Raw genomic sequence first — 12,643 nt, 5'->3', positions numbered from 1 at the left:
TGATCGATGCAAGCGCCGCCTCCGGGTGGCGCGCAAAGAGCGGGGCAGAGGTTCAAACCTGTGCCCCGTTTTTGATTGTGGCGCGTGCGCCAGTCCCGCTCAACAGGAAAAAACATCGCATGAACTCCCTGGAAGAACTCGTCGTCTCGGCACAGGCTGACTTTATCGCCGCCGAAGATGCTGCCGCACTGGAAAACGCCAAAGCCAAGTACCTTGGCAAGACTGGCCAGATTACCGAGCAAATGAAGGGCCTGGGCAAGCTCGACCCGGAACAGAAAAAGGCCCAGGGCGCGCTGATCAACGCCGCCAAGGTCCAGATCGAAAACGCCCTGACCGCACGGCGCGATGCGCTGGCCAATGCCCAGCTCGAAGAGCGCCTGAACGCCGAAGCGATCGACATCACCTTGCCGGGGCGCGGCCGCTCGGGCGGGGGCATCCACCCGGTGATGCGCACTTGGGAGCGGGTCGAGGAAATCTTCCGCTCGATCGGTTTCGATGTGGCCGACGGCCCCGAAATCGAGACTGACTGGACCAATTTCACGGCGCTCAACAGCCCGGAAAACCACCCGGCCCGTTCGATGCAGGATACCTTCTACATCGAAGGCAATGACAGTACCGGCAAACCGCTGCTGCTGCGCACCCACACCAGCCCGATGCAGGTACGCTACGCGCGCACCCACACGCCGCCGATCAAGGTGATCGCGCCCGGCCGCACCTACCGGGTCGATAGCGATGCCACCCACTCGCCGATGTTCCACCAGGTCGAAGGCCTGTGGATCGCCGAAGACATTTCGTTTGCCGACCTGAAGGGCGTGTACCTGAACTTCGTCAAGGCCTTTTTTGAAACCGACGACTTGCAGGTGCGCTTCCGCCCATCCTACTTCCCGTTTACCGAACCGTCGGCCGAGATCGACATCGCGTTTGGCAGCGGCCCGCTCAAGGGGCGCTGGCTGGAAGTGTCGGGCGCCGGCCAGGTGCACCCGGCGGTGGTGCGCAACTTCGGGCTCGATCCGGAAAAGTTCATCGGCTTCGCGTTCGGCTCCGGCCTGGAGCGCCTGACGATGCTGCGTTACGGGATCAACGACCTGCGCCTGTTCTATGAAGGCGACCTGCGCTTCCTGAAGCAATTTAACTAATTCAAGGTTCACTGATTATGCAATTTTCCGAAAATTGGCTCCGTACCATGGTCGATCCGAAGATGACTTCGGATGAACTGGCTCACCTGCTGACCATGTCCGGCCTGGAAGTGGAAGAAGTCGAAGCGGTCGCGCCCCCATTCTCGAACGTGGTCGTGGCCGAAGTGCTGGAAGTGGCCAAGCATCCGAACGCGGATCGCCTGAACGTGTGCAAGGTCAACGTCGGCACCGGCACCTTGCTCAACATCGTGTGCGGCGCGCCCAATGTGCGCGCTGGCATGAAGGCGATCTGCGCCATGGCCGGCGCGATCCTGCCGCCCGGCGCGGACGGCAAGGCCTTCGTGATCAAGGTCGGCGAGCTGCGCGGCGTGGAATCGCAGGGCATGATGTGCTCGGCCAAGGAATTGAAATTGTCCGAGGAAACGAGCGGCTTGATGGAGCTGCCGGAAGATGCGCCGGTCGGCCAGAATATCCGCGACTACCTCGCCCTGAACGACCTGAAATTCACCATCAAGCTCACCCCGAACAAGGCGGACTGCCTGTCGGTGCTGGGTGTGGCGCGTGAAGTGTCGGCCCTGACCGGCACGCCATTGACCTTGCCGCAGACCCGTTCGGTGCCGGTCAACGGCAGCGAAATCTTGCCCGTGAAGATCAGCGCGCCCGACCTGTGCGGCCGCTTTTCGGGCAGGGTCATCCGCGGCCTGAACGCCAAGGCGGCGACCCCGGACTGGATCCGCCAGCGCCTCGAGCGCAGCGGCCAGCGTCCGCTGTCGGCGCTGATCGATATTTCCAACTACGTCATGCTGGAACTGGGCCGTCCCTCGCACGTGTTCGACATGGACAAGATCCATGGCGCGCTGGATGTGCGCTGGGGAAAAAAGGGCGAGTCCCTGAAACTCTTGAACGGCAATACCGTGGAAGTCGACGACTGGGTTGGCGTGATTGCCGACGACAAGGAACTCGAATCCCTGGCCGGTATCATGGGCGGTGACGCTACGTCGGTCTCGCTCGACACCACCAATATCTATCTGGAAGCGGCGTTCTGGTGGCCGAACGCCATCCAGGGCCGCGCGCGCCGGTTCAATTTTTCGACCGATGCGGCGCACCGCTTCGAGCGCGGCGTCGATTTCGCCACGACCGTCGAGCACATCGAGCGCATCACCGCGCTGATCGTTGAAATCTGCGGCACCCAGGACACCGTGGTGAGCCCGATCGACGACCAGATCGTCAACGTGCCGCTGCCGAAAGCGGTCACCCTGCGCACCGCGCGCGCGCAAAAAGTCATCGGCGTGCCGATCACCGATACCATGGTGGCCGACATCTTCACGCGCCTGGGCCTGCCGTTCACGCAGGAGCCCGGCCTGTTTTCCGTGACCGCGCCGACCTACCGTTTCGACATCGAAATCGAGGAAGACCTGATCGAGGAAGTGGCGCGCGTGTACGGCTTCGAGAACATCCCGGCCTTGCCGCCGGTGGCCGCCAGCCAGATGATCATCGCCCCGGAAAACACCCGTTCGCTGTTCGCCGTGCGCCACCAGCTGGCCGACCTCGGCTACCAGGAAGTGGTGAACATGAGTTTCGTCGATTCCGCATGGGAAACCGACTTTGCCGACAATCGCGACCAGATCAAGCTGGTCAATCCGATCGCCAGCCAGATGAACGTGATGCGTTCCTCCTTGATCGGTTCGCTGGTCGCGAATGTGCGCTATAACCTGAACCGCAAGGCGGGCAGGGTGCGCGTGTTCGAGGTCGGCGCAATTTTCCGCCGCAATGCCCAGGCGCTTGATGGCCCGCTGGCGGTGGCCGGTTTCGACCAGCCCAAGCGCGTGGCCGCCATCGCCTACGGCCCGGCGCTGGACGAACAATGGTCGCTCAAGTCGGCGCCAGTCGACTATTTCGACGTCAAGGCCGATGTGGAAGCCCTGTTCGCGCCGCGCACCCTGCGTTTCGTGAAGACGGCCCATCCGGCCCTGCATCCGGGACGCTCGGCGCTCATCGAGCTCGATGGCAAGGAAATCGGTTTCATCGGCGAACTGCATCCGCGCTGGCTGCAGAAATACGATCTGCCGCAGGCGCCGGTCTTGTTCGAGGTGGATGCCATTGCGTTACAGCAACGATCCGTGCCAAACTATGAAGAGATCTCGAAATTCCCTGGCGCCACGCGCGACCTGGCCTTCGTCGTCAAAAACACGGTCGCGGCGCAAGACTTGCTCGATGCTTTTGCCGCGGAACTGCAGGTAAATCCAGCAGGAAAGATTGTGCAAGCCATTGTTTTGTTTGATGAATATCGCGGAAAAGGGATCGAGGCCGACGAAAAAAGCCTTGCTTTCCGCTTTGGCTTGCAAGATACTCAAACCACCCTGCAGGACGACGTGGTCGAAGGCGTCATGAAGGCGCTGGCTGCCTCGGCCCAGCAGAAACATGACGCGAAGCTGCGTTCATAACCGATCCCACGAGCAGTAACGATACGAGGCAGGGCTGTAAAATTAATAACAACGACGTTGATTCCGCCGTACTCCAGTCGGCGCTGGCAGCCGACCTGCACCGTGCGATGCAGGTCGCCAGGGTTCGCCAGGACGCGGAGAAGAATCTGCCGACCCTGACCAAGGCCGAGCTGGCCGAACTGCTGTTCGAGCAGGTCGGCCTGAACAAGCGCGAAGCCAAGGACATGGTCGAGACCTTCTTCGACGAGATCAGGAATGCGCTCGAACGCGGCGAAGCGGTGAAGTTGTCGGGCTTCGGCAACTTCCAGCTGCGCGACAAGCCGCAGCGGCCCGGGCGCAATCCCAAGACCGGCGAAGAAATCCCGATCACGGCGCGCCGCGTCGTGACCTTCCACGCCAGCCAGAAGCTCAAGGGCATGGTCGAAGAAACCAGCCCGATGGCGCGCGCCGCCTAGAGTGAACCGATGAACGATCGTGCGAGCAAGGCTGAGTTGATCGTGCTGCCGGCTATCCCGGCCAAGCGCTATTTCACGATTGGCGAGGTGAGCGAGTTGTGCGGCGTCAAACCGCACGTACTTCGCTACTGGGAGCAGGAATTTACCCAGCTTAAACCGGTCAAACGACGAGGAAACCGCCGCTATTACCAGCACCATGAGGTGTTGCTGATCCGTCGTATCCGGGAACTGTTGTACGAACAAGGCTTTACGATCAGTGGTGCGCGCAATAAACTCGATGGCCGCTTCGGCGAGCTGCTCGCGCCACCGCTCGACGATGCCGGCGCGGCTGACGCCGTGGCGGCGCCGCCCGAGCTTGACCGGGCCGCGATCCGCAGCGAACTGGTCGCCATTCTCGCCCTGCTCAAAGGTCCGGGCTAGAGCGGCGTGCCGGTCCCGTCGCGCATCGCAGGGGCCTCGTGCCCCTTTGCCGTTTTTGAAGGTCCGTGTGGGCGTCCCGTTCGGGCGTCCCGTCGCGGCCCGTCATACGTGTTTGTACTGAACAGCCAGAGTGCTAGAATACTAACGCATGCGCAGTGCCGGGCGCGTGGTTTGCCTCGGCTCTTTCCTATGCAAGGATAATTTAAGGGAAGACAATGATACGCGTTGCCATATGTGACGATCACCAGATAGTACGTGCAGGTTTTAAACAGATCTTTTCTTCGTCGCCCGACTTCGATGTCGTGGCCGAAGGGGCAACCGGGCGCGAAGCGCTGGATATCGCGCGCCGCGAAATTTGCGACGTGCTGCTGCTCGATATCGCCATGCCGGACCAGAGCGGCATCGACATCCTGCGCACCATCCGCCAGGGGCAGCCGAACCTGCCGGTACTGATCCTGTCCGGCTATCCGGCCCAGCAATATGCGCTGAACTTGTTCAAGATGGGTGCCAATGGCTACCTGAACAAGGAGTGCGAGGCCGACGAGCTCAAGACGGCGGTGCGTACCGTGTTCCAGGGCCGCCGCTATGTCAGCTCGACCGTCGGCGAACTGCTGGCCCAGAGCTTCGACCGCGACCCCAACACGGCGCTGCACACCGAACTGTCGGACCGCGAGTTCCAGGTCTTCCTGCGCCTGGCCAAGGGCGCGACCGTGTCCGACATCGGGGTTGCCCTGTCGCTCAGCATCAAGACGGTGTCGACCTACCGCACGCGCATCATGGAAAAAATGGGCTTGCAGTCGAATAGCGACCTGACCTATTACGCCATGAAAAACAACCTGCTCGACTGATCCGCCGCCGGGCCCGCCCCGGCGCCGCCTGTCGCGCGCGGTCCCGCCCGACCGCCGCCATCCCTGCCGCACAAGGTGCGCGCACTTGCCCGTCACTACCCCTTACGGTCCAGCTCGGCTGCGCCCCGGCAGTTAGCGGACTATAATTGCCCCCTGGCCGGCTCTGCAGTGCGCAAAAGGATTTCCAGGATGTATTTTTCCACCGAACCACCCGTCGCGACCGGGTTGCCGGTCTATAAGACGGTGGTGTGCCTGACGTGCGTGCTGATTCTCATCATCAATGGCGTCAGCCTGTTCCTCAATCTCGGTTCCCTCAAGGGCGCCAACGAGATCCAGGGCCAGACCGCCAAGGTGATCGACAAGGTCCAGTATGTGAACGTGCTGATCATGGATGCCGAAAGCAGCTTGCGCGGCTATTTCCTGTCCGGTTCCGAAGTCTATCTGGGGCCGCTGCGCACCGCCTCGTCCGAGATCGATGCCCAGTTCAGCGAACTCGACCGCCTGCTGGCCGACAGTCCCTCCCAGCGCCGCAACCTGGCCCAGCTGCACACCCTGGTCTACCGCCGGCTCGACACCATGAACCAGGTGCTCGACGTGTATCGCCAGGGCGGGCTGGCCGACATCCTCAAGATTGCCGGAACCTCCGACAGCAAGGCCGAGATGGATGAAATCCGCCTGCAGGTGGTGATCCTGGTGCAGGAACAGAATGAATTGCTGGCCGCGCGCAGTGCCACCTTTTACCGCGAATACCAGCATGCGGTGTTCTTGGGGATCAGCATCAACGCCATGGCGATCCTGGTGCTGGCCCTGTTCTACCGCCTGATCCGGCGCAGCTACTTTGCCCGGGCCGGCACCCAGCGCGCCCTGGAAAACGCCAACGACAACCTCGAATCGATGGTGGTGCTGCGCACCGAACAGCTGTCGGTGCTCTCGCGCCACCTGATCAAGGTGAGCGAGGAAGAAAAGGCGCGCCTGGCGCGCGAACTGCATGATGAACTGGGGGCCAATCTGACCTCGATCAATATCGATATGAATGCCGTGGCCGACAAGGTGCGCGCCACCCGGCCCGAACTGGCCCTGATGCTCGACCGCGCGCGCGCGACCCTGGTCGAGACGGTGGAATTGAAGCGCCGCATCGTCGAAGACCTGCGCCCCAGCCTGCTCGACCACCTGGGCTTGTCCGCCGCCGTGCACAGTTATTGCGAGCAGTTCGGCCGGGTCACGGGGCTCGATTGCGAAGCGCTGATCGATGGCGACGTCGATGTCGCTGGCTCCATGCATGCGATCGCCATGTTCCGCATCGTGCAAGAGTCGCTCAATAACATCGCCAAGTATGCGCGGGCGCGCCATGTGATCGTGCACCTGGGACGCGAAGCGGGTGGCTTGTCCCTGGAAGTGAGCGATGACGGCGTGGGCATCGGGAGCGATGCCGTGGCCAAGCCCAAGTCGCATGGTCTGCTGGGCATGCGCGAGCGCGCCTTGCTGCTGGGGGGGACCTTGCGGGTGAAGCGGGGAGTCAATAACGTGGGAACCTGCGTGGAAGCGTTCATTCCCTTGTCGCGCGCCGCCGACAGCGGCGACAGCGGCGACCCAGCGCCGGAAGACCCGGCGCCGCTGCCGTTCAGCGGGCTACATCCATGAGCAGGCGATCGTATTCGGTCTTGGCGACCTTATAGCATTCGCCGGCATACTCTTCCAGGCCCTGGCGGTCGATCACCGTGATGTTGCCGCGGCGGTATTGAATCAAACCATCATCCTGCAGCTTGCCGGCGGCGGCCGTGATGCTTTCGCGGCGCACGCCGAGCATGATGGAAATGAGTTCCTGGGTCACTTTCAGTTCGTTCGATGCGGAGCGGTCGAGGCGGTCGAGCAGCCAGCGGCACAGCTTTTGTTCGATCGAGCTGTGACGCCCGCCGACCGCGTTCTGGGCCATCTGGGCGAACAGCGCATTGGTGTAGCGCATCAGCAGCTGGGGCAGGGCGCCGCCCTGGTTGAAGGCGTCGCGCAGATACTGGGTCTTGAGGCGGTAGCCGTAACCCGCGCTCTGGACCACGGCGCTGCACATGGCGCGCTCACCCATGAACAGCGACATGCCGACCACGCCTTCATGCCCGACCACGGCGATCTCGGTGGTGGCGCCGTCTTCCATCACGTACAGCAGGGAAACGATGGCCGTCGTGGGAAAGTACACGTTTTCAAGCTTGCTGCCGTATTCAAACAGTTCTTTGCCAAAAGGCAGGGCCACGAGTTCCAGGTGGTCGAACAGGGTCTCGAGATCGTGACGGGGAAGGGCGGCCAGCAATTCGTTCTGCTGGGTACCGCTAAAGCTGACAACGGGGCGGGACGCAACTTTTAACGCTGGCGCGTTGGCGGGAATCTGGCCGACTGGCGCTGCATCGTGGGCGTGACCACCAAGTTGAGTGTTGTTCATTTTTATTCCTCACTATCTGAGACGATCTTCAAGGGCGCTTCGCCTGGACTTGCAGCGAATCGCGATGTACGAACAGTAAAGCTTCCGTCTGTTGGCGAACATAAGACTGGCAGTCGCCCCTATGTAGGTTCAATGCATAAATCCTTGTGGGCCCAGTCCTACTGGGGGAAATCGTTAAAAATGGTCTTTTTGCTCACATTTTAAGGTGGGTGGGCGCACGGAACATGCATAAACGTCGCATTTTGGCCCGCAGCAAGGCTTGGGATTTGCGCCTGCCATGCCCCATAATATGAATATCACAACTTACTGAAAGCCACGGGCATGCACGTATTACTGGTCGAAGACGATGCCGTGCTGGCCGATGGCCTGACCCGCCTGCTGCAGGGCCATGGCATGGTGGTCGACGTGGTCGGCAGCGGCACCCAGGCCGACCAGGTGCTGCAGCGCGCCGAGGTGGCGGTGGTGGTGCTCGACATCGGCCTGCCCGGCATCGATGGCTTCGAGGTGGTGCGGCGCCTGCGCGCGCGCGGCAGCAATGTGCCGGTGCTGCTGCTGACCGCCCGCGACGCCATCGAAGACCGGGTGCGCGGCCTGGAACTGGGCGCCGACGATTACCTGGTCAAGCCCTTCGCCACACCGGAACTGGTGGCGCGCATCAAGGCCCTGGCCAGGCGCAATACCCCCAAGCCGGTCAGCCTGTCCCTGGGGCGCCTGACCCTGGACACCTACACCAAGCGCGCCCGCATCGACGAGAGGGTGATCGACCTGTCGGTGCGCGAGTGGGCCGTGCTCGAATACCTGCTGCAGCACGGCGCGCGCGTGGTGTCCAAGCAGCAGATCATCGACGCCATCCTGCCGTGGGGCGAGGACCTGACCCTGAACGCGGTCGAAGTCTATATTTCGCGCCTGCGCCTGAAGATCGCCGACGCCGGCATCAGCATCCGCACCATCCGCGGCTTCGGCTACATGCTCGAACAGCATCCATGATCAGCATCCGGCTGCGCCTGCTGAAATGGCTGATCGTGCCGATCCTGCTGATCAATGTGGCGGGCGCCGCGCTCACCTACATGCTGGCCTGGATTCCGGCCCAGCTGGCGTTCGACCAGAGCCTGGCCGACGCCGCCGGTGCGCTGGCGGCGCGCCTGCGTCCGGGCAATGGCCGGGCCGAGATCGACCTGCCGCGCCAGGCCGAGCAGGTGCTGCGCGCCGACGATGCCGATGTCCTGTATTTCATCGTGCGCGGCGGCGGCAACCAGGCGCTGGCCGGCGACAGCGATTTTCCGGCGCTGGCGGCGCCCAGCGCCCAGGCTTACGACGACATCATCCGCGGCGAACCGGTGCGGGTCAGCAGCCGCATGGTGATCGCCGGCGGCGAACGCATCCACATCGGCGTGGCCAAGACCTTGCGCAAGCGCAAGCAGATCCGCGCTGCCACGGTGCGCGCGCTGATGCTGGTCGAATCCTTGTTTACCCTGGCCCTGGTCGGGCTGATCTGGTTTTCGGTGACCAATGGCTTGCAACCGCTGGCGCGCATGCGCGCCAACCTGCTGGCGCGCGAAGCGAACGAACTGGCGGCCATCGATGGCGCCGCCATTCCCGACGAGCTCAGTCCCGTGGTCAATGCCTTCAACGAGCTGCTCGACAAGGTGCAAAGCGGCGCGCGCGCCCAGCACGACTTTTTGGCCGATGTCGCGCATCAGCTGCGCACCCCTCTGGCCGGGCTCAAGCTGCAACTCGAATGGCTGGGCGCGCGCCACAAGGCCGATCCCGACACCGTCCATTCGGTGCGCCTGATGCTGCTCTCGAACGAGCGCATGATCCGCCAGACCAACCAGCTGCTGGCCCTGGCGCGCGCCGAGCCGGCCCGCTTCGAGAAAACCCGGCTCGAACGGCTCGACCTGGCCGTGCTCATCGAGCAGGTGATCCAGTATTTCGTCGACGAAGCGGGCAAGAAGCGTATCGACATCGGTTTCGAGCTGCGGCCGACCCGGGTCAGCGGCGACAGCTTCCTGCTGCGCGACCTGATCGATAACCTGATCGACAATGCCGTGCGCTACACCCCGGATGCGGGCACCGTCACGGTGCGCTGTTACCCCGATGGCCGCCAGGGCGTGCTGGTGGTGGAAGATTCCGGCCCCGGCATCCCGCCCCATCAGCGCGCTGCGGTATTCCAGCGCTTCGTGCGGCTCGACGACAAGATTCCCGGCAGCGGCCTGGGGCTGGCGATCGTGCGCGATATCGCCCAGGCCCACGGTGCCACGGTCGAGATCGCCAACGGCCCCGGCGGCGCCGGCGTGCAATTCTCGGTGCGCTTCCCCGCCGCCTGAGCGCGGCCATGGTTTTTTGTCTCGCCGACAAGGGTTTACTTGCCCTTGTCAGGATTCTGTCAGCCTTTCCTCAGTGTAATGCAAGGTTCGCTGTTTATAATTGGAAACAACAGGGACATTCCGTCCCGATTCATACTTCAAAGGTTCAGGATGATGTTATCTGCGAAACCCTGCAGGGCGCGCGGTTTTACACTGACCGAGCTGCTCGTCTCGCTCACGATCATTGGCGTGGCCAGCGCCATCGGCATGCCCATGATGACCCAGTTTGTCGAGGACGCGGCGGTGTCGACCCAGGCCGACGTGCTGCTCGACACGCTCAACTATACCCGCTCGGAAGCGGTCAAGCGCAATACCCGCGTGACCATGTGCCGCAGCAGCACGGGCACCAGCTGCAGCATCGACGGCACGGGCGACTGGCGCGGCGGCTGGATCGTGTTTGTCGACGACACGCCCTTGCCAGGTAAAACCGGCGTGGTCGACGCGGGTGAAACCGTGCTCAGGGCGCAATCGGCGTTTTCCGGACGTGGACAATTGTTGTCAACGGGAAATGTTCAAGATTATGTGTCGTATGCCAGCAATGGCCAGAGCAGGTTCGATGGCACCCTGGCCCACGTCGGCGCTTTTTATCTCTGCGGCAAGGATGCGAAGACCACGCGCCGGAAAATCGCGCTGACCGCCGGCACCGGCTGGGTCGGGGCGGAGATCATCGGCATCGCCCCCAGCTGCACAGCTTAACGAGGAGAACAAGAAATGCGACGTCAACAAGGTTTTTCGATGCTTGAAGTCTTGATCACCATGATCGTGATCAGTGTCGGCTTGCTCGGCATTGCCGGGCTCATCATGACCAACTTAAAAACCAACCACAGCGCCTATGCGCGCGGACAGGCCACCATCCTTGCCAACGACATCGTCGACCGCATGCGCGCCAACCGCGCCGTGGCGCAGGCGACCACGAAATACGTCGTCAATTTTGCCGACAAGCCGGACAAGGGGACTTCGGTCGCCGAGGGCGACGTGTTTGCCTGGCGCACCGCGCTGGCCGAGACGCTCAAGGATGGCAAGGGCAGCATTGCCTTTACTACCGCCGGCAATGTCGTGGTGACCATCCAGTGGGACGATGCGCGCGCCAAGGGTGTCGCTCTCGGCCAGGCAAACCAGCAATTCGTTCAGGAGACCCGCTTATGACAATTCGTCCAACAACATCGCGCGCGCTGGCGCCAGGCAGGCAACAGGGTATCGGCCTGGTCGAGGTGCTGGTGGCCATGACCGTCGGCCTGGTCCTGCTGGGCGGGGTGGGCTATATGTTCGTCGGCTCGAAGCAGATGAACACCGCCCAGACCGATGTCGTGCGGCTTCAGGAAAGTACGCGCAATGCGTTTGATGTCATCGGCACCGCCCTGCGCCAAGCCGGCTACCGGCTCAACGTGGATATGCCGGCTGCCGACGATTCCATCGGTGGAATGGCCGATGGCGACTCGGATATCCTGATCCTGCGGCACGACCCGAGCTGGGTGGTCGATGCGACCCCCTCGCCGGCGATTCCGAATCGCTTGCTCGGCAAGGAGCGCAATTGCGAAGGCACCGAGATTGTGTCGAACAATGCGGTCAATCCGGCCAAGGCCGGTCCGCAGATCAATACTAATCTGGTCATGTATCAATTCAAGGTGGTCAAAGGCCAACTGAAGTGTTACGCCGATGCCTCCGCTACCCCTGCCGGACCTGGTGTGGTGGTGGCCGACAATGTCGAGCGGATGAAAATCACTTACGGGATCGGGGATGGCAAGGAAGAGGTCACCAGCTACGTTGCCTCGCCGACGTCGGATCAGTTCCCGAAGGTATCCGTCGTGCGGGTCAGCCTGCTGTTGCGCGGCCCCTCGAACGGCGTTACCGTCGGTTCGCAAACGGTCAAGTTCAATGACGCCGACGTCGTCACCACGGACGGCCACCTGCGTCGGGTCGTCACTTCCACCTTCAACGTTCGCAATCGGGCGAGGTCTTAATGTCTCAAGCTACTTTATTTCGTCCACGGGCCACGCAATCGGGCGCCGTGCTGGTCACCGGACTGGTGTTCTTGCTGGTGTTGACCATGTTCGTCCTGGCCCTGGTGCGTAGCGGCAGCCTCGAAGAACGCATGGCCCGCAATGCGCGCGACCAGCAGATGGCGCGGGAAGCGGCCGAAGCGGTCTTGCGCGACGCCGAAAGCGTGTGGTTCACCAAAGCGCCCTTCGATCCCTACGATGCTTCCGCGTTCACGCCGACCTGCGCCAAGGGGCTTTGCCTCAAGCCGACTGCTGCGGCGAGCTGGGCCAATATCGACTGGAAGGATGAGAAGCTGACACTGGGGTTTTCCCTGCCTGCGCTCACCATTCCCGACCTGGCCACCCAGCCGCGCTATGTCATCGAAATCATTACCGCGCCGACCCGGGTGAGCAGTGCCGTGGGGTGCCAGGACGGCCTTGCGCGCATCACCGCCCACGGTCAGGGTAACGGCGGCGCTACCGCCTTTTTGCAGACCACCGTCCGTTTCCATCCGTATTCCAATATTTGCGACTAGTACTGCCACCATCACTCTGCGGGAGAAT

General features: G+C 62.5%; 13 protein-coding genes. 12 read left to right on the top strand and 1 reads right to left on the bottom strand.

Translation table 11 applies throughout. The features are described 5' to 3' along the window. Positions 1-119 precede the first annotated feature (119 nt). From pheS to IV454_RS27025, 6 genes are all read left to right on the top strand, one after another. Positions 120-1,136, top strand: a complete 1,017-nt coding sequence (gene pheS / locus IV454_RS27050; RefSeq protein WP_206088678.1) for a phenylalanine--tRNA ligase subunit alpha — start codon at positions 120-122, stop codon at positions 1,134-1,136. A gap of 17 nt (positions 1,137-1,153) precedes the next feature. Then, positions 1,154-3,580, top strand: a complete 2,427-nt coding sequence (pheT, locus tag IV454_RS27045; RefSeq protein ID WP_206088677.1) for a phenylalanine--tRNA ligase subunit beta — start codon at positions 1,154-1,156, stop codon at positions 3,578-3,580. Positions 3,581-3,687: 107 nt separating this feature from the next. Beyond that, positions 3,688-4,035, top strand: coding sequence for an integration host factor subunit alpha (locus IV454_RS27040; protein ID WP_054262956.1), 348 nt, complete (start codon positions 3,688-3,690; stop codon positions 4,033-4,035). Positions 4,036-4,044: 9 nt separating this feature from the next. After that, entirely contained in the window at positions 4,045-4,455 is a 411-nt protein-coding gene (locus IV454_RS27035; RefSeq protein WP_206088676.1) for a MerR family transcriptional regulator, read from the top strand. Positions 4,456-4,670: 215 nt separating this feature from the next. Further along, positions 4,671-5,303: a response regulator transcription factor gene (locus tag IV454_RS27030; protein WP_054262954.1), complete on the top strand. Its 633-nt coding sequence runs from the start codon at positions 4,671-4,673 to the stop codon at positions 5,301-5,303. Between the two features lie 189 nt (positions 5,304-5,492). Further along, on the top strand, positions 5,493-6,944 hold the full coding sequence (locus IV454_RS27025; protein ID WP_206088675.1) for a CHASE3 domain-containing protein: 1,452 nt from the start codon (positions 5,493-5,495) through the stop codon (positions 6,942-6,944). Here the strand turns inward: IV454_RS27025 and IV454_RS27020 are convergent. Next, positions 6,925-7,734, bottom strand: coding sequence for a Crp/Fnr family transcriptional regulator (locus IV454_RS27020; protein WP_206088674.1), 810 nt, complete (start codon positions 7,732-7,734; stop codon positions 6,925-6,927). The two genes, IV454_RS27025 and IV454_RS27020, sit on opposite strands and share 20 nt — an antisense overlap. A gap of 321 nt (positions 7,735-8,055) precedes the next feature. Here IV454_RS27020 and IV454_RS27015 point away from each other — a divergent pair, with 321 nt between their 5' ends. The 6 genes from IV454_RS27015 (at position 8,056) to IV454_RS26990 (ending at position 12,615) form a co-directional block, all read left to right on the top strand. Further along, a complete protein-coding gene (locus tag IV454_RS27015) occupies positions 8,056-8,721 on the top strand; it encodes a response regulator transcription factor (protein ID WP_054262952.1) in 666 nt (221 codons plus the stop codon). Then, entirely contained in the window at positions 8,718-10,061 is a 1,344-nt protein-coding gene (locus IV454_RS27010) for a sensor histidine kinase (protein WP_206088673.1), read from the top strand. Before IV454_RS27015 ends, IV454_RS27010 begins: the two co-directional genes overlap by 4 nt. A gap of 150 nt (positions 10,062-10,211) precedes the next feature. Continuing rightward, the gene (locus IV454_RS27005; RefSeq protein ID WP_206092857.1) at positions 10,212-10,796 is read left to right on the top strand and encodes a GspH/FimT family pseudopilin; all 585 of its coding nucleotides are present in this window, start codon (positions 10,212-10,214) and stop codon (positions 10,794-10,796) included. Between the two features lie 15 nt (positions 10,797-10,811). Then, complete coding sequence (gene pilV, locus IV454_RS27000; protein ID WP_206088672.1) at positions 10,812-11,246, top strand: type IV pilus modification protein PilV; 435 nt, start codon at positions 10,812-10,814, stop codon at positions 11,244-11,246. Then, the gene (locus tag IV454_RS26995; RefSeq protein ID WP_206092856.1) at positions 11,243-12,061 is read left to right on the top strand and encodes a PilW family protein; all 819 of its coding nucleotides are present in this window, start codon (positions 11,243-11,245) and stop codon (positions 12,059-12,061) included. The genes pilV and IV454_RS26995 overlap by 4 nt, the downstream gene beginning before the upstream one ends. Beyond that, a complete protein-coding gene (locus IV454_RS26990) occupies positions 12,061-12,615 on the top strand; it encodes a pilus assembly PilX family protein (protein ID WP_206088671.1) in 555 nt (184 codons plus the stop codon). The genes IV454_RS26995 and IV454_RS26990 overlap by 1 nt, the downstream gene beginning before the upstream one ends. Positions 12,616-12,643 lie beyond the last annotated feature (28 nt).

It is taken from the genome of Massilia antarctica (assembly GCF_015689335.1).
GTDB classification, from domain to species: domain Bacteria; phylum Pseudomonadota; class Gammaproteobacteria; order Burkholderiales; family Burkholderiaceae_D; genus Telluria_A; species Telluria_A antarctica.
This window is presented reverse-complemented; position numbering and strand designations above follow the sequence as displayed.